The following is a 19088-nucleotide window of genomic DNA, read 5'->3' on the forward strand; positions in this document are numbered from 1 at the left end:
GTTGGGCAGGGTCAGCATGGCAGGACTTCCGTGGCTCGGGGAGGCCCGGCTGAAAGCGCGCCGGGCCGGGATGCCCCCTGTTCAAGCCGTGTGATACTTGGCGTCGACCGCGTCGATGGCGCGCACGTTGCCCGCCGATTTACCCATCGGATCGAAGGAGGCCTGCAGGAACGCGTCGGCGATGTCCTTGGCCAGCTCGACGCCCACCACCCGCGCGCCCATGGTGATGATATGGGCGTTGTTGGAGGTCGCGGCCTTGCCGGCGGAATAGGTGTCGTGGGTCTGCGCCGCGCGGATGCCGGGCACCTTGTTGGCGGCGAGGCAGACGCCGATGCCGGTGCCGCAGCACAGGATCGCCTTGTCATAGGTGCCGTCCTTGACCTGCGAGGCCACCCGGTCCGACAGGTTGGCGTAGAAATCGTCGGGCCCGGCCTCGGTGCGCGAGATCTCGGCCACCTCGTAATCGGGGTTCTGCGCGAGATACTCGGCCAGCGCGATGGCGAGGGGTTCTCCGGCGCTGTCGCCGGCCACTGCGATCTTCATGTCAATTCCTCCGTCTTGGCGTTTGAGTCCAGCACCGCGCTGCAACGCGCGAGAATGTCGAGATAGCCGGCCACGTCCCAGGCCGAGCGCCCGATGAAGAGCCCGTCGATATGCGGACAGGCGATCAGCTCGGCGCAGTTGCCGGGATTGACCGAGCCGCCATAGAGGCAAGGAATGCGGCGCCCGAGCACCTCCTGCGCCACAGCGATGATCTCGGCCTGCCGCGCATCGGCATAGTCGGCGGTGGCGGGGATGCCGTTTTCGCCGATCGCCCAGACCGGCTCGTAGGCCAGCCAGATCTCCGCCTGCTTCTGAGCATCAGAGAGCTTCGAGAGCGCCCCGCGCACCTCGCGCGCCAGCACCTCCGCCGCGCGGCCGCCCTCGCGGTCGGCCATGGTCTCGCCGATACAGATCAGCGGCACGAGGCCGTGGCGCACCGCCGCTTCGGTCTTGAGGCCCACGGTCTCGTCGGTCTCGCCGAAATGCTCGCGGCGTTCGGAATGGCCAAGCTCGACGAGATCGAGCCCGCAATCGGTCAGCATTGGGGCCGAGATCTCGCCAGTCCAGGCGCCCCGATCGGCCCAATGCATGTTCTGCGCGCCGACCAGAACCGGCGTCTGCGCCAGCGCCGCCTTGACCTCGCGCACCGCAGTGAAGGGCGGGATCACAAAGCTCTGGATGCGCGGATCGAGTTCTGCCGCCACAAGCCCATCGGCCCAGGCGCGGGCCTCCGCAAGGGTCTTGTTCATCTTCCAGCTGGTGCCGATCCAAACGCTTGGCATCGAGTCGTCTCCTCCGTCGTCGAGAGGAGTGATAACATCGATCTCAACTTTAACAACATTATTTTTGTGATTTTGGGATTTATGATGTTACTTAATTGGCGACTGATAGCGCATGACAGCGCCCTGACCTGGAGGAGACCCTTGATGCTCGACCACAGCCAACTGTCCGCCAAGGCGGCGATCGACCCTGCCAATTTCGCCCTTGCGAATTGCCTGCGTGCGCTCGCGATCGACGCGGTTAACGCCGCAAATTCCGGCCATCCCGGCGCGCCGATGGGCATGGCCGACGCGGCGACTATGCTGTTCCGCAAACACCTAAAATTCGACGCCTCCGCCCCGGACTGGCCCGACCGCGACCGCTTCGTGCTGTCCAATGGCCATGCCTCGATGCTGCTCTACGGGCTGCTCCACCTGACCGGCTACACCGACATGACGCTCGACCAGATCCGCAACTTCCGGCAATGGGGCGCGATCACCGCCGGGCACCCGGAATGGGGCCATGCCAAGGGGGTCGAGACCACAACCGGCCCGCTCGGTCAGGGCATCGCCACCGCTGTCGGCATGGCGCTGGCCGAGCGCCGGCTGGCCGACGAGTTTCCGGACCTCGTCGACCACCGGACTTGGGTCATGCTGGGCGACGGCTGCTTGCAGGAGGGCATCGGGCAGGAGGCGATCTCGCTCGCCGGTCATCTCGGCCTCGGCAAGCTCAATGTGCTCTACGACGACAACGACATCACCATCGACGGTGCGACCTCGGTGTCCTTCTCCGAGGATGTCCCCAAGCGCCTCGAGGCCTGTGGATGGCAGGTGATCTGCTGCGATGGCCACGACGCCGAGGCCCTCGACGCCGCAATGACGCAAGCCAAGGAAGAGACCACGCGCCCCACCCTCATCGCCATGAAAACGGTGATCGGTTTCGGCGCCCCCAACCGCGCCGGCACCGCCAAGGCACATGGTGCGCCGCTTGGCGAGAACGAAGGCGCTCTCGCCAAAGAGGCGCTCGGCTGGGAGTTCGACCCGTTCGAGATCCCCGCCGTTCTGGCGGAAGAGTGGCGCGCCATCGGCGCGCGCGGCGCCGAGGCCCGGGCCCGATGGGAAGACGCACTTACCGCCTCGGGCCAGGCCATTGCATTCCGCGAGCGCATTGCAGGCACCCTGCCCGAGGGCTACGACGCCGCGGTTGCGCAGGCCCGGGCGGCACTCTTTGCCAGGCCGCAGGCGGTCGCGACCCGCAAGGCCTCGCAACTTGCACTCGAAACATTGACCGAGGCGGTGCCCGCGATGATCGGCGGCAGCGCCGATCTCACCGGCTCGAACCTCACCCGCGTCGCTGCGGTCGACAGCCCCTTCACAGCCCAAAGTTCAGGTCGCTACATCGGCTACGGCGTGCGCGAGTTCGGCATGGCGGCGGCGATGAACGGGCTCGCTCTGCATGGTGGCTTCAAGCCCTATGGCGGCACCTTCCTGGTGTTCTCGGACTACGCCCGCAACGCCATCCGCCTCTCGGCGCTGATGGGGCTCGGCGTCATATACGTCATGACCCACGATTCCATCGGCCTTGGCGAGGACGGCCCGACCCACCAGCCGGTCGAGCACCTCGCCTCGCTGCGCGCCATTCCCAATCTCAACGTGTTCCGTCCCGCCGACGCAGTGGAAACGCTCGAAGCCTGGGACATCGCGCTGCGCAACCCGGCTACGCCGTCGCTTCTGGCACTGTCACGGCAGGGCGTGCCGCAGCTTCGCAAGGAAGGTGCGGAAAACCTCACCGCCCGCGGCGGCTACGTGATCCGGCAATTCGGAGAAGGGCGCGACGTGACACTTCTAGCTACCGGTACCGAGGTGGCGCTTGCTGTCGAGGCTGCCGGTGCACTGCATGACGATGGGCTTTCGGTGGCCGTGGTCTCGATGCCCTGCTGGGAGCTCTTCGATACACAGCCCGAGACCTATCGTGACGAGGTGCTGGGCCGCGCTCCGCGCATCGCGGTCGAGGCTGCCCTGCCTTTCGGCTGGACACGTTACGTGGCGCGCGAGGAGGATGTGGTGGCGATGCCGGGCTTTGGCGCCTCGGCCCCGGCGGAGCGGCTCTATGCCGAGTTCGGCATCACATGCGATGCCGTCGTCGCCCGCGCCAAAGCGCGTCTCGCTGGATAAACGCGGTGCGGGCCGGAGACGATCCGGCCCGCACCCTCGAACGAATTATTAGCCGTTGACGACCGACAGCTCGGCGCCTGCAGGCACCACGATGTCGAGCACGCCCTTCACGGCGTGCGCCGCCTCGGCGCCCTTCTTGACGAAATGCTCGGCGAAGAAGGCGTTGTGCACTTGCGTCTCCTGGTAGTGGTGCGGCGTCAGCGAGACCGAGAACACCGGCACGCCGGTGGTCATCTGCGCCTCCATCAGCCCCTTCACCACCGCGTCGGCGACGAAGTCGTGGCGATAGATGCCGCCATCGACGACGAAGGCCGCAGCAACCACGGCGTCGTAGCGCCCGGTCTCGGCCAGGCGCTTGGCCAGCAGCGGCATCTCGAACGCGCCGGGCACGTCATAGGCATCGACGCTGGCGCCGGGCAGGATGTCGGCGGCCTCGGCCAGAAAGCCCTCATGCGCACGGTCGACGATGTCGGCATGCCAGCGCGCGCGGATGAAGGCGATACGGGTCTGTGTCTGATCGGTCATTTCGGAACCCTCCGTTGATCACAAAAGGTCCCAGAGCTTTCGAACGCACAAGGCGCGCGAACGCCCGGCACGATACGTCTCTTCCATCCGGACTTTCACCGTCGGCCCCGGAATTCCACCGGATCTGCTAGACCCCTTCGCTTGGAAGGGCGCTCGCGGGCTGTCACCGCCGGTGGGGAATTTCACCCCGCCCTGAGAACGCGCGCACCATATGCGAGTCGCCCCGTAACGCAAGCGCGCAGTTGTGACCGTCTGCAATGCGGCGCGGAGCGGTTGCCGCCAGCGACGTTCCCGGCCACAGTCAGCCCCATGCTCGACACTGGAAAGCCGCGCCCATGATGAAGGACATCAACCTCAACGCGATGAACTATTTCGAGGCGGTGGCCCGGCTCGGCGGCATCTCGAAGGCGGCGGAGGAGCTTGGCGTGAGCCCTTCGGCGGTGAGCCAGCAGATCCGCCAGTTCGAGCAGCAATTCGGCGTGTTGCTGTTCCGGCGGGAGAAGCGCCGGCTGTCGCTGACCTCGGATGGCGAGCGGCTGTTCCAGACCACCAGCCAGGCCTTCCGGATGATGCGCGACGTGCGGCAGGCGATCCAGCGCCAGCGCGAGGCACGGCACTTCATCCTGCGGGTCTCGCCCTCTTTCGCGGTGCGCTGGCTGGCGCCGCGCCTCAAGGAATTCCTCGATCTGACGCCGAACTGGCAGGTGCGCATCGACGCGGCGCCGGATTTCTCCGATTTCGAGACCGAGGTGGTCGATCTCGATCTGCGCTACGGCGAGGGCGGCTGGTCGGGGCTGCACCAGGAGCCGGTGATGCATGACGTGGTGCTGCCGATGTGCTCGCCGGCCTATCTCGAGCAACTGCGCGCGCTCTCCGACGATCCCATCGGGCAGCTGCGGCAGGCCCAGCTGATCGACTCGGTCAAGACGCACTACCGCTGGGATTTCTGGCTGGCGCGGCATGGGGTGATGGGCGAGCGCATGGTCTATCCGCTACGGCTCGACCGCTCCTCGATGGCGCTGCAACTGGCCGCCGACGGCGCGGGCGTGGTGCTCGAGAGTACGACGCTGGCCCTGCCCGAGCTGGAAAGCGGCGCGCTGGTGCCGCTCTCGACCGCTTTCGAGGCGATCCGCTTCCCCGCCTACTGGCTGGTCTGCCCGGCGCGTCACACCAACCGCCGCATCGTGCGGATCTTCTCCGACTGGATCCGCGAGCTCGGTGCCGCGCATGACGCCCGCGCGCGCGAACTGGTCACCGGCTTCGGCCTGCGCATCGACGAGCAGCAGGGCCGTCAGCTTCCGGGCGAGGAATTTGCCTCCGACTGAAGCACATCGCGGCCCCGGCCCACAAAAGGGAGCCGGGGCCGCGAGACGCCCGCGCTGAAGAGGAGGTCGCGGGCGCCGGGAGCCTCAGTAGATGGTCAGGAACGGCACGTAGGAGATCAGCAGCAGCACCACGATCGACACCGCGTAGAACGGCAGCAGCGATTTCACCACCGAGCCGATCCCGGTCTGCGCGATCGCCGCCGAGATGAACAGCGTGGTGCCCACCGGCGGCGTGTAGAGCCCCACCGCGAGGTTCACCACCATCATCAGCCCGAGCTGCACCAGGTCGAGCCCGATGGCGTTGGCGATGGTGACGAAGAGCGGCCCCAGCAGCAGCACCGCCGCCGGCAGGTCGAGGAAGGTGCCGACGATGATCATCACGAGGTTCAGCGCCAGGATCACCATCCACGGCTCGCTCAGCGTCTCGGTGACCCAGATCGCCAGCGTCTGCGGCGTGCGCTCGGCGGTGAGGATCCATTGGATCGCCGAGGAGGCCATGATGATGATCAGCACCGCGCCGGTCATCACCCCGGTGTCGATCATCGCGCGCCAGATGTCCTCGAGCGCGAGGTCGCGATAGATCACCCCCGAGACGAAGAGCGCATAGGCCACCGCCATCACCGAGACCTCGGTGGGCGTGGCGATGCCGAAGCGCAGCGTGCCGATGACGAAGATCGGCATCAGCAGCGCCGGGATCGCGTGCAGCAGCTCGCCCTTGTAGGCGCGGAAGCCGCCCGGCACCTCGGCGGTCGGCAGGTTGAGGCGGCGCGCCACCCACCACACGGCGGTGAACATCCCCACCCCCAGCATGATGCCCGGCAGGATGCCGGCGACGAAGAGGTCGATGATCGAGGTGTTCGACACCAGCCCATAGAGGATCAGCGGGATCGAGGGCGGGATCAGCACCGAGACGGTCGAGGAGGAGGCGTTGACCGCGGCGGCGAAACCGCCCGGATAGCCCTCCTTCTTCTGCACCGGGATCAGCGCGTTGCCGAGCGCCGAGGCATCCGCCACCGCCGAGCCCGAGACGCCGCCGAACATCACCGAGCCGATGATCGAGACCTGTGCCAGCCCGCCCTTGAAGCGGCCGACCAGCAGCTTGGCGATGGTCACCAGGTGCTCGCCGAAGCGGCCCGACATCATCAGGCTGCCGGCGAGGATGAAGAACGGGATCGCCAGCATCGGGAAGCTCTGGGTCGGCGAGTAGAGCCGCTGCGCGATCACCGCCATCGGTTTGCCCTCCATCCACAGCGCGAAGGCGGTGGCGCCGAGCATGGCATGGGCCACGGGCACCGAGACCAAGAGCAGCACCGGGAACACGATAATCAGGAGTTTGACCATGTCGGGGACTTTCTCAGCTGAAGCTTTGCTGCGGCATGTCGCGGTCGTAATCCGGTGCGAGGATCTGCCGCGCCAGCGTGATCACCGCCTGCGCCGCCATCGCGCCGAAGGCGTAGTAGAGGCTGATATAGCCCCAGTATTGCGACACCGGGATCTCGGAGAGGCGCTGGAACTGCGAGGCCTTGATGATCGGCCCGCTGGTGCGGATCACCGTCACCGCGATGACCAGGATCGCAACCGAGACCAGCAGCGCCACGGCGCGTTTCGCCGCGTCGGGCAGGATGCCGATCAGCGCGTCGACCGAGATGTGCCAGCCGCGCACCGAGGCCACGGCGATGCCGCCGGCCACCAGCCACGGGAACAGGATGGCGTGGATCTCATAGGCCCAGGCCAGGCCGCTGCCGAAGGCGTAGCGCAGCACCACGTTGACCAGCAGGGCGCAGAAGGTGAAGGAAAGCGTGGCGAAGATGATCGCCGCGCCCGAGCCCTCGATCACCCGCTCCACCACGTGGAGCAGGCGCAGCAGGGAGCGGCGCGGGCCGCTCCCCTTGGTGTGGCTTTCGCCGGTCACTGGGTGGCCTCGCGCAGCGCCCCGATCAGGTCGCCATACTGGCCTTCATACTGGTCGTAGACCCCGGCGGTGGCGTCGATGAAGGCCTGACGGTCCTCGACCTCGGCAAAGGTCGCGCCCTCGGCTTCCATCGTCTCGCGCAGCGACTTGCCCTGGCTCAGCGACAGGCCGCGCTGATACCAGCCCGCCTGCTCGGCAGCGCCCTGGATGCACTCCTGCGTTGCCTCGTCGAGGCCCGACCACCAGACCATCGAGGCCACCACCGGGGTCGATTCGTACTTGTGGCCGGTCAGGGTGATGTAGGGGGTGATCTCGTGCAGCTTGGCAGAGTAGATGTTGGTCAGCGGGTTTTCCTGGCCCTCGAACACGCCCGATTGCAGCGCGGTGGGCAGTTCGGACCAGGCCAGCGGCGCCGGCGACGCGCCAAGCGCCTCGAAGGCGGCGATGGTGGTCTCGTCCGAGGGCGTGCGGATCTGCATGCCCTGAAGATCGGCCGGGGTCGGCACGTTCTTCGAGGTGTGGGAGACGTGGCGGATGCCGTTGTCCCAGAAGGTCAGGATCTTCAGCCCGGCATTCTGCGCCTTCTGGTCGAGCATCTCGCCGACCTCGCCGTCGAGCACGCTCCACACGGTGGGCAGGTCCTCGAACAGGAAGGGCAGGCCGAGCATCCCGGCCTCGGGCACGATCTGCGCCAGCGGGCCCTGGCTGTTGGCCGACATCTGGATGACGCCGCCGGCGACCGAGGTCAGCATCTCGACATCGTTGCCCATGGTGGCCGAGGCGGCGACGTTGACGGTGGTCTCGCCGCCGGTGCAGGCGGGCACCAGGTCGGCAAACATCTCGGCCGCCGCATAGCGCGGGTTGCCGGGGTTGGCGCCGTGGGCAAAGATCACCTCATCGGCGAAGGCCGGGGCAGAGCTCAGGGCGGTGGCGGCAAGAAGCGCGCCGGTCAGGGTGAATTTCATGGTGTCTCCTCCTTGGTTGGTCCGGGGCGCAGCGGCCCCGCGCCGGTATCTCCGGCTTGACCCCGGGCAGTCCTCCCGCCCGGAGATACGGTGTCCCGCCGCCCGCGTGAACCACGGATTGACGGCGGGAGGCGTTTCCTCCCTGCGCGGGCAGGCTCAGTGGATCAGCGAGCCGCCGTTCACGTCGACCTCGGTGCCGGTGCAGTAGCTCGAGAGCTCCGAGGCCAGGAACAGGGCGCAGCCCGCCACGTCGTCGGCGGTGCCGGCGCGGCCCATCGGGATGCCGGCCAGAACCTGCGCGCGCATCTCGTCGGTGAGCTTCCCGGCGGTGATGTCGGTGGCGATGAAGCCCGGGCAGATCGCGTTGACCCGCACCCCGTCGGGCGCCAGCTCGCGCGCCATCGCCTTGGTGAGGCCCAACACGCCGGCCTTGGCGGCAGAGTAATGCGGGCCGCCGAAAATGCCGCCGCCGCGCTGCGCCGAAACCGACGACATGTTGACCACCGAGCCGGTCTGGCGCTCGCGCCAGTGCGGGATCAGCGCCTGCGTCATGTAGAGTGTGCCGCGCAGGTTCACATCGGTCACCGCATCGTAATTCTCGGGCGCGATCTCCATGATCTTGAGCGGCTGGGTGATGCCGGCGTTGTTCACGAGGATGTCGACCGCGCCGAACTTCTCGATCAGCGCCTTGGCGACGGCGAAGCAGGCGTCCTTGTCGGTGACGTTGCAGGCCATGCCCACATGGCCCTCGCCCGGCAGGTCGGCGGCGGCGGCCTGCGCCTGCGCCTCGTCAAGATCGGTGATCGCAACGGTCGCGCCGTGCTCGGCAAACAGCTTCGCCGTCGCCTTGCCAAGGCCGCGCGGGCTGGCGGCACCGGTCACGATGGCGAATTTTCCACTCAGCAGTCCCATCTGGTCTTCCTTCTGTCTCTCGGCGGGCCTCCCCGCTCGGTCTGCGTGCGGACGGCCCATGCCGGTCCGGTGTCTCTGCGGGCAAGGGCGCAGCGGCGGCCGGGCCGCGCGGCATCCCCCGGGGGATATGGCTGTGTTGCTGATCCTCCCCTGCGGCTCTCCCCTGCCGCGGTTTGAAGGACCATGACAAAGCTGGGGCCGCGAATAAATGAATGAAACTTAACGAGCTTGTTAGGAGAACTTCAAAGCTAGGCAGCCCAAAACCGGCTATCCCTTCTGGTCATCCGCGCCGGTCGTCCCCCCGCGACACCGGCGCAGACGGAACTTGGGAGGACATCATGAAACTCGGACTGGGCAGCTACGCCTATCGCTGGTCCATTGGCATCAAGGACCAACGCCCCGCCCGCCCGCTCAGCGCCTTCGACCTGCTCGACCGCGCCGAGGCGCTGGGGATGAGCGTCGTGCAATATGCCGACAACATGCCGCTCGACCGGCTCGAGCCGGCCGATCATCACCGGCTCTTCGAGCTCGCGCAGGAAAAGGGCCTCGCGCTCGAGCTTGGCACCCAGTGCTTCGATGCCGACGAGGTCGACCGCTACATCGAGATCGGCAAGCGCCTGCATGCGAAGATCCTGCGCGTGGCGCTCGACGAGGCCGATGGCCACATGCCGGTGCCGGAGCTCGCCGAGGCGCTGCGCCCGCGGGTCGATGCCGCCCGCGCCGCCGGCATGAAGATCGCCATCGAGAACCATTTCAACTACCCGAGCCCGCGCATGGTCGAGCTGCTGGAGGCGGTGGGCGACGATCACCTGGGCGTCTGCCTCGACGTGGCCAACTCGATCTGCGCGAACGAGTGGCCGGAGGAGACCATCTCGCTGCTCGCGCCCTACACCATCAACCTGCATCTCAAGGATTACGAGATCACGCCCGACACCTATGGCGTCGGATTCCGCATCCACGGCGTGCCGCTCGGGACGGGGCGCGCGCCGATCCGCTGGACGCTCGACCAGCTCGCCCATTGCCCGAAGGACATGAGCGTCATCCTCGAGCACTGGCTGATGATCGAGGGCGGCACGCTCGAGGACGCCATCGCCAAGGAGCAGCCCTGGATCGAGCAGACCACAGCCGCCGCAAAGACATTCGTCCAATGAGGGGGGAGGCCCACATGACCGACGACATCCGCACCAAGAAGCTCATCAACGCACCCGAAGACATCATCCCCGAAGCCATCGAGGGCATGCTGCTGGCGCATCCGCACATGCTCAAGGTCGAGGGCGCCACCGGGCGCGCCATCGTTGCCAAGGACGGCCCACGCGACGGCAAGGTCGGCATCGTGATCGGCGGCGGCTCGGGCCACGAGCCCGCCTTCGCCGGCTATGTCGGGCGCGGGCTGGCCGATGCGGCGGCGGTGGGCAATGTCTTTGCCTCGCCCTCGCCCGAGCACATCATGGACGCCGCCCGCGCCGTCGATGGCGGGGCCGGCGTGGTGTTTCTCTACGGCAATTACACCGGCGACGTGATGAATTTCGACATGGCCGCCGAGGAATGCGAAGCCATGGGCGTTCCGGCGCATTCCTTCGCCGTCACCGACGATGTCGCCTCCGCCCCCAAGGGCCGCGAGGGCGAGCGGCGCGGCATCGCGGGCGATTTCTTCGTCTTCAAGATCGCAGGCGCCGCCGCCGAGCAGGGCCGCGACCTCGCCGGCGTGGTCGCCGCTGCCACCAGGGCCAACGAGAATTGCCGCTCCATGGGCGTGGCGCTCAGTGCCTGCTCGCTGCCGCAGACCGGCAAGCCGAATTTCGAGCTCGGCCATGACGAGATGGAAATCGGCATGGGCATTCACGGCGAGCCCGGCATGCGCCGCGGCAAGCTCGAGACCGCCGACGAGGTGGCCGAGGAGCTGATGCAGGCGATCCTCGCCGACATGGGCCTGACCCATGGCGACGAGGCCGCGGTGCTCGTCAACGGGCTCGGCGCCACCGGCCCGCTCGAGCTCTACCTGCTGCATCGGCGCGCCGCCAAGATCCTCGAGGCGCATGGCATCGGCATCCATTTCGCCTGGGTCGGGGAATACTGCACCTCGCTCGAGATGGCCGGTGCCTCGATCACGCTCCTGAAGCTCGACGACGATCTCAAGGCGCTGCTCGACACCCCCTGCCGCACCCCGGCGCTCACCGTGGCGGGCGATCTCGCCCCCGCCGGCACCCTGACCCGCCGCGACCATGCCAGCGCCGGTGCCGGCGCGTCGGTCGATCACGCCAGCCTCGCCACCGACGGCCCGATCACGCCCGAGCGCTTCCGCAGCATGATGCTGGCGATGGGCGCGGCGATCCACGACAACCGTGACTGGCTCTCCGAGCTCGACGGCGTCATCGGTGACGGCGATCACGGCGTCACCATGGACATCGGCTGGACCGCCGTGCGCAAGGAGCTGGCCGAGCCCAGCGACGAGACGGTGACCGAGATCTCCGAGCGCATGGCCAAGGCCTTCCTCGACGCGGTCGGCGCCTCTTCGGGGCCGCTCTATGCCTCGGCCTTCCGCAAGGCGGGCGCGATGGTGTCGGACCGGCTCAACCTCGACGCCGCCGCCACCGTGGCGTGGATCGAGGGCATTTGCGCCGGCATCCAGTCGCGCGGCGGCGCGCAGGTCGGCGACAAGACGATGATCGACGCCTGGGTGCCGGCGGTGGCCAAGGCCAAGGAGGCGCTGCAATCGGGCGGCGATGTCATCGCCTGCCTGGAGGCCGCCTGCTCGGGCGCCTGCAACGGCCGCGACTACACCGCCGAGATCGAGAGCCGCCGAGGCCGCTCCGCCAAGCTCGGGGCGCGCTCGCTGGGGCACATGGATCCCGGCGCGGCCTCGGCGCATGTGATGCTCGTCGCCATGACCGAGGCCGCCCGCGGCTGAGCCCCCTGCCCGGCGCGCCATCGCGGGCCGGGCGCACCCCACCAAGAAAGGACAGGTCATGGCACGATCCGCCTCCGCGGTCTCCAACGTCTCGCTCGCGCGGCGCGCCTGGAACATCCGCCGCAAGGCGCTGCTCATGGGCGAGGTGCAGGGGCAGGGCTATGTCGGGCAGGCGCTCGGCGTCGCCGACGTGCTCGCCACCTCGTATTTCCACGCCATGGAGTGGCGCGCCGACGATCCCGAATGGGAGGGGCGCGACCGTTTCTACCTCTCGATCGGCCATTACGCCATCGCGCTCTACGCCGCCCTGATGGAGGCCGGCATCCTGCCCGAGGAAGAGCTCGGCACCTACGGCATGGATGACAGCCGCATGCCGATGTCGGGCATGGCCTCCTACACGCCCGGCATGGAGATCACCGGCGGCTCGCTGGGCCACGGGCTCGGCATCGCCGTGGGCGCGGCGCTGGGGCTGAAGCGCAAGGGCTCGGACCGCTTCGTCTACAACCTGATGTCGGATGGCGAGCTTGGCGAGGGCTCGACCTGGGAGGCGGTGATGTCGGCGGTGCAATGGCGGCTCGACAACCTGATCTGCCTCGTCGATTTCAACAACCAGCAGGCCGACGGCCCGTCGCGCGCCGCGCTCGCCCAGGGCCCCGAGGCGCCCAAGTGGGAGGCCTTCGGCTGGCACGCGCAGGAGGTCGACGGCAATGACCTCGACGCGCTGGTCGCGGCCTTCGACACCGCCCGCGCCCTGCCCGAACCGAAGCCGCGCGTCATCATCTGCAACACGCGCATGTGCAAGGGCGTCGATTTCCTCGAGGCCCGCGAGCAGAACCATTTCGTCCGGGTCGAACCCGAGGAATGGGCCCGTGCTCTCGATCGGCTGGAACAAGGAAAGCCGCAATGACCCACGCCTCGAAAGCCCGCAAATACGAGCCGCGCATGCCGCCTCAGGGCGAAACCGTCGCCACCTCGGCGATGATCGCCTCGCTGGCGGCGGAGGGCTACGATACCGTCTCCGCCCCCTTCGGCCACGCGCTGGTCGAGGCAGCAAAGGACGATCCGCGCATCGTCGGCCTGTCGGCGGACCTGTCGAAATACACCGACCTGCATGTCTTCGCCAACGCCCTGCCCGAGCGCTTCTACCAGATGGGCATGGCCGAACAGCTGCTGTTTTCCGCCGCCGCCGGGTTGGCCCGCGAGGGATTCATCCCGTTCGCCACCACCTACGCGGTGTTCGCCGCCCGCCGGGCCTATGATTTCATCGCCATGGCGATTGCCGAGGAGAACCTGCCGGTCAAGATCGCCTGCGCCCTGCCCGGCCTCACCACCGGCTACGGCCCGAGCCACCAGGCCACCGAGGATCTGGCGATCTTTCGCGGCCTGCCCGACATGGTGCTGATCGATCCCTGCGATGCCTGCGACGTGGCCGGCATGGTGCCCGCGATGATCAATCATCCCGGCCCCGTCTATGCCCGCCTGCTGCGCGGCAAGGTGCCGAGCGTGCTGACCCGTCACAAGCCCGACTACAGGTTCGAGCTGGGCCGCGCCCAGATGATCCGGGAAGGGCGCGACGTGCTGGTCATCGCCTCGGGCATCATGACCATGCGCGCCCTCGATGCCGCCGAGCTGCTGGCGAAGGACGGCGTTGACGTGGCGGTGCTGCACGTGCCCACGATCAAGCCGCTCGACACCGCGACCATCCTCGCCGAGGCCGGGCGCGGCGGGCGGCTGGTGGTCAGCGCCGAGAACCACAGCGTCAACGGCGGCTTGGGCGAGGCGGTGGCGGCGACGCTGCTGCAGGCGGGCGTGACGCCGTCCTTCCGGATGATCGGGCTGCCCGACGCCTTTCTCGAGGCCGGGGCCCTGCCAACACTGCACGATATGTACGGGCTTTCGGTCGACCGCGTGGCCGCGCGCATTCGCAGCTGGCTCTGATCGCGGTCAGCCCGCCGCGAATAGCTGCTTGCTTGAGACCGAAGCGAGGCCTGAGCAAGGATGAAACCCAGATGGACCGAAACCCCGCTACCAAGGTATGCCATGACCCTCTGGTGAAAGCCCCGCTGGTGGTCCGAGACCATCTTCACGGTTAGTGACGTAGCTGGGCCTGCGCTGAGGCTAAAGTGACGTCCTCAAGCAGTGCGCTCCAGTCTGCCATGCACGAACACGACCCGAATTTTGTCACCAGCAATCATCTCGAGTTAGGGCGAATATCGGGTGAATTCTCCAAAGACCGTCCTGAGAACCGCCATTGCTGCAAGCCACGAGAGCTGAAGTGATGGCGTTGTTGCACAAATACAGGGGGATTCATCTCGTGAATCCAGCATGCGAGCCGGGCAGCATGAGCAAACCTCCGAAGACGACCTACAAGACCACCAACTGGCACAGCTATTAACAGGCTTTGAAGCAGCGAGGTTCGCTGACGGTCTGGTTCGATCCCTCGATGCAGTGGAAGGCGGTGCCGCTTGGGCGGCGCGGCCGCCAGCAGTCCTATCGCGATGCTGCGATCCGGGTCTGCCTCGCTCTCAAGGTCCTCCTCGGCCTGCCACTCCGCCAGACGACAGGGTTCGTGGCGAGCCTGCTGAAGCTTTCCGGGCTGGACTGGCCCGTGCCTGACTTTTCCACCTTGTCGCGCCGCCAGAGAATCTTGGACGTCGTTGTCCCGTATCGCGGCTCCAAGGGGCCGCTTCACCGTCTCGTCCCCTCTCGGGCATTGCTGCGCAATACCCTGCCGGGCAGCGGACAGCACCGGCATCACGGTGGAAGGCGAAGGCGAGTGGCATACGCGCAAGCGCGGTGGCTCGCGACGCAGGGTTTGGCGCAAGATCCGCCTCAGGATCGACGAGGAAACATTGGAGATCCGGGCGGTCGAAGTCACCTCCAGCAATGTCGCCCCCTCTCGGCAGCATCCTGAGGATGCACCTGCCGGGCAGTGGATGCGCCGATATTGCCGGACCTGCTTGCCCAAATCCAGGCGGAGGAGGGGATTACCACCGTCACGGCCGACGGTGCCTATCATACCCACGTCTGCCATGATCCCATCGCCGCCCGCGATGCTGCTGCTATCATTCCGCCGAGACGGAATGCGAGACCCTGGAAGCCGGACACAGCCGGAACCTGGTCGCGAAACGAGATCCTGCGGGCGTCAAAGCACTTGGGCCGGGCACTCTGGCGAAACTGGAGCGGGTACCACCGCCGCAGCAGGGTCGAAACGAAAATGAACTGCGTGAAGCAACTCGGCCAGCGGCTCGTGTCGCAGGACTTCGACCACCAGGTGGCAGAGGTCCAAATCCGCGCGTCGATCATAAGCTGATTTGCGCAACAGCGCCCTCTCGAGCTGGAATACCTCGACGAACACTCGCCCGACCAAGTGGCAACTTGAATCGCGGTGCTCGGCGACCGCTCCGAGTCGCTCGGTCTGGCGCCGGCCGGACACCCGATGACCTCGGACGCCATTACTTCGGTGCGCGACCGAGGCATGCAGGGATCGGCGTTGATCGGGCTGCACGCGGGAATGTCGGCTATATTGACCATGACTACTGTAAGAAGCCCCGCCCCGCCGGTTGAGACTTCAACCGCATCTACCATAATGAAGGCAAGATCGGCCCGATGCCGGCATCCAGAGGGTCAACATCCCGATCGAGATCCACACTTCGGAAAACGTCTGAAACTCGAGCCTGTCAGGCCGTCTCCCCGGCCATTTCCGCGGTCAGAAAGTCGATGAAGCCGCGCACACGCCGCGACTCGTAATCGCGCGGCGGGGTCACGGCATAGAGATTGGTGGGCTCAGCGGTGTAGGCCTCAAGCGCGGTCTCGAGGCGCCCCTGAGCCAGGTCCTCAGCGATGTCGAAGCTCGATTTCTGCACCACGCCTGCGCCGGCAATGGCCCATTGCCGCAGCGCCTCGCCATCATTGACCTGACGGTCGCCACTCACGCGGACGCGGAAGCGGTCCCCTCCTTCGCGGAACAGCCAGAAATCATGCCGCATCCCCGGCGCAGCCAGCAGCAGGCAGGTGTGAGCGGCCAGCTCGCGCGGATGTTCGGGCTTGCCGTGCCTGCGCCAGTAGTCCGGCGAGGCGCAGACGCTCTTCTGCCCGCGAAGCAATAGCCGCGCCTTCATGTCGGAATCCTGCAGCGGCCCGGTGCGGATCGCCAGATCGAACCCACCCTCGACCAGATCCACCAGCGTGTCGGCAAAAAACACCTCTACCGTCAGACCGGGATGCCGGCGCATGAAGGCATCGACCAGCGGCGCGATGCGCTGCCGGCCGAGATCGTTGGTGGTGGTCATACGGATGTTGCCGGTCAGCGGCCCGGCCTCTGCAAAGCCGCTCATCACCTCGTCCACATCCGCCAGAATGCGCTGGCTACGCTCGAGAAAGCGCTTGCCCTCGGGCGTGAGCGACAGCTTCCGCGTCGTCCGCACCACCAGCTGCGCCCCGAGCTGCTCCTCGAGCGCCTTCAGCCCGTAGGTCACGGTCGAGGGCGACACGCCCCAGTCCCGCGCCACCGCCGAGAGATTGCCGCTCGCCGCGATGGCACCAAAGAGCCGCATGGTCCGGATGGGGTCCATTATTCGATCCAATCGAAAGGTTTATACGATTTCCTACCCATTCCAATCGCTCAGCGAAAGTTACTTCTATGGCAACAGCAATCAGGACGCTCGCGTCGCGCCGCTAGGAGGCCCCCCACCCTGCGTGGCAGACCTGCCCCGCCGAAGGCTGGCGACGCGAGCTCCGGAACCGAAAGGCCCTTTCATGACCACCATTCGAGGCATCGAGCACATCGGCATCACCGTGCCGGACCACGACGCCGCCATCGCCTTCTTCAAGGCCGCCTTCGGCGCCGAGGAGATGTTCTCGCAAACCGAGACCAATGGCGGCCCCTTCCCCGCGGAAGAGATCGGCCCCAAGAACGGCCTGCGCTCCGGCACCGCGATGATGAAGGTCACCGTGCTGCGGCTGCAGAACGGGCCGAACGTCGAGATCTTCGAGATCGACCGGCCCGGTGGCACGCCGGAGACCAATATTTCGGATTTCGGCATCAGCCATTTCAGCGTCAACGTGACCGACATCGACGCCGCGATCGCGGCCTTTGACTGGGCCGGCGGAACGCTGCTCGAGGGTCCCTACGATCTTGCGGCGCCCGAGGACGGGCCCGGCAACCGCGGCATCTTCGGGCGCACGCCGTGGGGCCTGCTCATCGAGATCCAGCACCTGCCCGCGCCGATGACCTATTTCGACGATGCCGACGCCACGCGCTGGATCCCGGAGGACTGAGATGACCCTTCAAAACACCTCCGTCTTGGTCATCGGCGGCACCTCGGGCATCGGCTTCGGCGTCGCCAAGGCGGCGCAGGAGGCCGGCGCGCATGTCACTGTCGCCTCGCGTTCGGCCGAGAAGGTGGCGAACGCGTCCACCAGGCTCGGGACCGAGGGCGTCGAGCTCGACACCCGGGACGCGGCGATGCTCGAGGGCTTCTTCGCCGGGCACAGCTTCGACCACATCTTCTGCTCGGCGGCGAGCACCCGGGTCGACGCGGTTCGGTCGCTGGCGCTCGAAGACGCCTACGGCTCCTTCGACTCCAAATTCTGGGGCGCCTACCGCGTGGCGCGCGCCGCCAGTGTCAGCCCCGGCGGGTCGCTGACCTTCGTCTCGGGCTTCCTGTCGGTCCGTCCCAAGGCGGGCGCGGCGATCCAGGGCGCGATCAATGCCGGGATCGAGGGGCTGACGCGCGGCCTCGCGCTTGAGCTTGCGCCGATCCGGGTCAACTGCATCTCGCCCGGTCTGATCAAGACCGAGATGTACGACACGCTCGACGGCGACGGCCGCAAGGCGATGTTCGAGGGCGCCGCCGAGCGCCTGCCCGTGGGGCGCGTCGGCACACCCGAGAACATCGCGACGCAGGCGCTCGCCCTGATGGCCAACCCCTACATGACCGGCAGCACGATCTTCGTCGATGGCGGCGGCGCCATCGCCTGACAAACCGATATTGGAAAGGACAGCAACATGAAACGCACCACGCTTGGAACCACCGGCTTTGACATCGCCCCCATCGTCTTCGGCGGCAACGTGCTCGGGTGGACCACCGACGAGGCCGAGAGCTTCCGCGTGCTCGATGCCTTCATCGACCACGGCTTCGACACCATCGACACCGCCGATGTCTACTCGGCCTGGGCCGAGGGCTACTCGGGCGGCGAGTCCGAGACCGTACTCGGCAAGTGGTTCGCCGCCCGACCCGGCATGCGCGACAAGGTGAAACTCTTCACCAAGGTCGGCTCCGACATGGGCGGCCCCGGCGAGAAAGGGCTTTCCGAGGCATGGATCACCAAGGCGGTGGAGAAATCGCTGAAACGGATGCAGGTCGAGACCATCGACCTCTATTTCTCGCACTGGCCCGACCCTTCGGTGAGCCACGAAGAGACGCTCGGCGCCTATGACAAACTTCTCAAGGCCGGCAAGATCCGCGCCATCGGGGCGTCGAACTATGATGCGGCGCTGCTCACCTCGGCGCTCGAGGCGGCGGAAAAGAGCGGCCTGCCCGCCTACCAGGTGGTTCAGCCGGAGTATAACCTCTTCGACCGCGCGGGCTTTGAAGGGCCGCTTCAGGATCTGTGCGTCGAGAATAACATCGGCGTGGTGACCTATTTCTCGCTCGCCGCGGGCTTCCTGACCGGCAAGTACCGCAGCGCCTCCGATCTCGAAGGCCGCCAGCGGGCGCGGATGGTCGAGAAATACATGACCGAGCGCGGCATGCGGATCCTCGATGCGCTCGAGGAGGTCGCATCGGCCCATGGCGCCAAGCCCGCCGAGGTCTCGCTGGCCTGGCTGATGGCGCAGAAGGGCGTGAGCGCCCCGATCGCCAGCGCCACCTCGGTGAGCCAGGTCGAGAGCTTCGCCGAGGCCGCGGCGCTCGATCTCTCGGACGAAGACCTGTCGCGCCTCACCGAAGCCGGCGCCTGAGGCAAAGCCCGCCCCCGGCCCGTCCGGGGGCGGTGCGGCTCAGCTTTCGCCGACGAGGAAGTCGAAATCGCAGCCGTACTCAGCCTGCAAGATGTGCCTGT

The 19088-nt window shown here is 67.1% G+C and carries 17 protein-coding genes, 1 pseudogene and 1 riboswitch; of the genes and pseudogenes, 10 read left to right on the plus strand and 8 right to left on the minus strand.

Annotated features, from left to right (window positions below):
* Window positions 1–81: 81 nt before the first annotated feature.
* Both derI and AC6RA4_RS11615 read right to left on the minus strand, forming a co-directional pair.
* Window positions 82–543, minus strand: coding sequence for a D-erythrulose-4-phosphate isomerase (gene derI, locus AC6RA4_RS11610; protein WP_500160439.1), 462 nt, complete (start codon window positions 541–543; stop codon window positions 82–84).
* Window positions 540–1325 carry a triose-phosphate isomerase gene (locus AC6RA4_RS11615; RefSeq protein WP_500160441.1) on the minus strand — a complete coding sequence of 262 codons (786 nt, stop codon included), beginning with the start codon at window positions 1323–1325 and terminating at the stop codon, window positions 540–542. Before AC6RA4_RS11615 ends, derI begins: the two co-directional genes overlap by 4 nt.
* 144 nt (window positions 1326–1469) lie before the next feature.
* Here AC6RA4_RS11615 and tkt point away from each other — a divergent pair, with 144 nt between their 5' ends.
* Entirely contained in the window at window positions 1470–3476 is a 2007-nt protein-coding gene (gene tkt, locus AC6RA4_RS11620) for a transketolase (RefSeq protein ID WP_500160443.1), read from the plus strand.
* Between the two features lie 48 nt (window positions 3477–3524).
* Here tkt and AC6RA4_RS11625 read toward each other — a convergent pair whose 3' ends face one another.
* The gene (locus AC6RA4_RS11625) at window positions 3525–4001 is read right to left on the minus strand and encodes a 6,7-dimethyl-8-ribityllumazine synthase (RefSeq protein WP_500160444.1); all 477 of its coding nucleotides are present in this window, start codon (window positions 3999–4001) and stop codon (window positions 3525–3527) included.
* Between the two features lie 72 nt (window positions 4002–4073).
* A riboswitch (FMN riboswitch) is annotated at window positions 4074–4205 on the minus strand.
* Between the two features lie 131 nt (window positions 4206–4336).
* Between AC6RA4_RS11625 and AC6RA4_RS11630 the strand changes: the two genes are divergently transcribed.
* Window positions 4337–5326 carry a LysR substrate-binding domain-containing protein gene (locus AC6RA4_RS11630; RefSeq protein WP_500160446.1) on the plus strand — a complete coding sequence of 330 codons (990 nt, stop codon included), beginning with the start codon at window positions 4337–4339 and terminating at the stop codon, window positions 5324–5326.
* Between the two features lie 84 nt (window positions 5327–5410).
* Here AC6RA4_RS11630 and AC6RA4_RS11635 read toward each other — a convergent pair whose 3' ends face one another.
* The 4 genes from AC6RA4_RS11635 to AC6RA4_RS11650 form a co-directional block, all read right to left on the minus strand.
* The gene (locus tag AC6RA4_RS11635) at window positions 5411–6667 is read right to left on the minus strand and encodes a TRAP transporter large permease (protein WP_500160447.1); all 1257 of its coding nucleotides are present in this window, start codon (window positions 6665–6667) and stop codon (window positions 5411–5413) included.
* Window positions 6668–6680: 13 nt separating this feature from the next.
* Window positions 6681–7238 (minus strand): TRAP transporter small permease, encoded by a 558-nt coding sequence (locus AC6RA4_RS11640; RefSeq protein ID WP_500160449.1) that lies wholly within the window; start codon window positions 7236–7238, stop codon window positions 6681–6683.
* Window positions 7235–8203, minus strand: a complete 969-nt coding sequence (locus AC6RA4_RS11645) for a TRAP transporter substrate-binding protein (protein WP_500160451.1) — start codon at window positions 8201–8203, stop codon at window positions 7235–7237. Before AC6RA4_RS11645 ends, AC6RA4_RS11640 begins: the two co-directional genes overlap by 4 nt.
* A 156-nt stretch (window positions 8204–8359) precedes the next feature.
* Window positions 8360–9115, minus strand: coding sequence for an SDR family NAD(P)-dependent oxidoreductase (locus tag AC6RA4_RS11650; RefSeq protein WP_222605355.1), 756 nt, complete (start codon window positions 9113–9115; stop codon window positions 8360–8362).
* 338 nt (window positions 9116–9453) lie between these two features.
* Between AC6RA4_RS11650 and AC6RA4_RS11655 the strand changes: the two genes are divergently transcribed.
* The 5 genes and pseudogenes from AC6RA4_RS11655 (at window position 9454) to AC6RA4_RS11675 (ending at window position 15336) form a co-directional block, all read left to right on the plus strand.
* The gene (locus AC6RA4_RS11655; RefSeq protein ID WP_500160453.1) at window positions 9454–10266 is read left to right on the plus strand and encodes a sugar phosphate isomerase/epimerase family protein; all 813 of its coding nucleotides are present in this window, start codon (window positions 9454–9456) and stop codon (window positions 10264–10266) included.
* A 14-nt stretch (window positions 10267–10280) separates the two neighbouring features.
* A complete protein-coding gene (gene dhaL / locus AC6RA4_RS11660; RefSeq protein ID WP_500160454.1) occupies window positions 10281–12023 on the plus strand; it encodes a dihydroxyacetone kinase subunit DhaL in 1743 nt (580 codons plus the stop codon).
* A gap of 58 nt (window positions 12024–12081) precedes the next feature.
* Window positions 12082–12930, plus strand: a complete 849-nt coding sequence (locus tag AC6RA4_RS11665; protein ID WP_500160455.1) for a transketolase — start codon at window positions 12082–12084, stop codon at window positions 12928–12930.
* Window positions 12927–13961: a transketolase family protein gene (locus tag AC6RA4_RS11670; protein ID WP_500160457.1), complete on the plus strand. Its 1035-nt coding sequence runs from the start codon at window positions 12927–12929 to the stop codon at window positions 13959–13961. The genes AC6RA4_RS11665 and AC6RA4_RS11670 overlap by 4 nt, the downstream gene beginning before the upstream one ends.
* Window positions 13962–14424: 463 nt before the next feature.
* A pseudogene (locus AC6RA4_RS11675) lies at window positions 14425–15336 on the plus strand (IS5 family transposase).
* Between the two features lie 367 nt (window positions 15337–15703).
* Here the strand turns inward: AC6RA4_RS11675 and AC6RA4_RS11680 are convergent.
* Window positions 15704–16597 (minus strand): LysR family transcriptional regulator, encoded by an 894-nt coding sequence (locus AC6RA4_RS11680; protein ID WP_500160459.1) that lies wholly within the window; start codon window positions 16595–16597, stop codon window positions 15704–15706.
* 184 nt (window positions 16598–16781) lie between these two features.
* Here AC6RA4_RS11680 and AC6RA4_RS11685 point away from each other — a divergent pair, with 184 nt between their 5' ends.
* From AC6RA4_RS11685 to AC6RA4_RS11695, 3 genes are read left to right on the plus strand one after another with little or no spacing between them, the layout of a single operon-like run.
* Window positions 16782–17303: a VOC family protein gene (locus AC6RA4_RS11685; RefSeq protein WP_500160460.1), complete on the plus strand. Its 522-nt coding sequence runs from the start codon at window positions 16782–16784 to the stop codon at window positions 17301–17303.
* A gap of 1 nt (window position 17304) precedes the next feature.
* Window positions 17305–18006 carry an SDR family oxidoreductase gene (locus AC6RA4_RS11690; protein WP_500160461.1) on the plus strand — a complete coding sequence of 234 codons (702 nt, stop codon included), beginning with the start codon at window positions 17305–17307 and terminating at the stop codon, window positions 18004–18006.
* 27 nt (window positions 18007–18033) lie between these two features.
* Window positions 18034–18987, plus strand: coding sequence for an aldo/keto reductase (locus tag AC6RA4_RS11695; protein WP_500160463.1), 954 nt, complete (start codon window positions 18034–18036; stop codon window positions 18985–18987).
* Window positions 18988–19088: the final 101 nt, after the last annotated feature.

It is taken from the genome of Salipiger sp. (genome assembly GCF_059781815.1).

What these genes read in the sequence shown, in the direction of transcription:
- derI (WP_500160439.1), bottom strand. Translation starts at nt 543, where the DNA reads ATGAAGATCGCAGTGGCCGGCGACAGCGCCGGAGAACCCCTCGCCATC.
- AC6RA4_RS11615 (WP_500160441.1), bottom strand. Translation starts at nt 1,325, where the DNA reads ATGCCAAGCGTTTGGATCGGCACCAGCTGGAAGATGAACAAGACCCTT.
- tkt (WP_500160443.1), top strand. Translation starts at nt 1,470, where the DNA reads ATGCTCGACCACAGCCAACTGTCCGCCAAGGCGGCGATCGACCCTGCC.
- AC6RA4_RS11625 (WP_500160444.1), bottom strand. Translation starts at nt 4,001, where the DNA reads ATGACCGATCAGACACAGACCCGTATCGCCTTCATCCGCGCGCGCTGG.
- AC6RA4_RS11630 (WP_500160446.1), top strand. Translation starts at nt 4,337, where the DNA reads ATGATGAAGGACATCAACCTCAACGCGATGAACTATTTCGAGGCGGTG.
- AC6RA4_RS11635 (WP_500160447.1), bottom strand. Translation starts at nt 6,667, where the DNA reads ATGGTCAAACTCCTGATTATCGTGTTCCCGGTGCTGCTCTTGGTCTCG.
- AC6RA4_RS11645 (WP_500160451.1), bottom strand. Translation starts at nt 8,203, where the DNA reads ATGAAATTCACCCTGACCGGCGCGCTTCTTGCCGCCACCGCCCTGAGC.
- AC6RA4_RS11650 (WP_222605355.1), bottom strand. Translation starts at nt 9,115, where the DNA reads ATGGGACTGCTGAGTGGAAAATTCGCCATCGTGACCGGTGCCGCCAGC.
- AC6RA4_RS11655 (WP_500160453.1), top strand. Translation starts at nt 9,454, where the DNA reads ATGAAACTCGGACTGGGCAGCTACGCCTATCGCTGGTCCATTGGCATC.
- dhaL (WP_500160454.1), top strand. Translation starts at nt 10,281, where the DNA reads ATGACCGACGACATCCGCACCAAGAAGCTCATCAACGCACCCGAAGAC.
- AC6RA4_RS11665 (WP_500160455.1), top strand. Translation starts at nt 12,082, where the DNA reads ATGGCACGATCCGCCTCCGCGGTCTCCAACGTCTCGCTCGCGCGGCGC.
- AC6RA4_RS11670 (WP_500160457.1), top strand. Translation starts at nt 12,927, where the DNA reads ATGACCCACGCCTCGAAAGCCCGCAAATACGAGCCGCGCATGCCGCCT.
- AC6RA4_RS11680 (WP_500160459.1), bottom strand. Translation starts at nt 16,597, where the DNA reads ATGGACCCCATCCGGACCATGCGGCTCTTTGGTGCCATCGCGGCGAGC.
- AC6RA4_RS11685 (WP_500160460.1), top strand. Translation starts at nt 16,782, where the DNA reads ATGACCACCATTCGAGGCATCGAGCACATCGGCATCACCGTGCCGGAC.
- AC6RA4_RS11690 (WP_500160461.1), top strand. Translation starts at nt 17,305, where the DNA reads ATGACCCTTCAAAACACCTCCGTCTTGGTCATCGGCGGCACCTCGGGC.
- AC6RA4_RS11695 (WP_500160463.1), top strand. Translation starts at nt 18,034, where the DNA reads ATGAAACGCACCACGCTTGGAACCACCGGCTTTGACATCGCCCCCATC.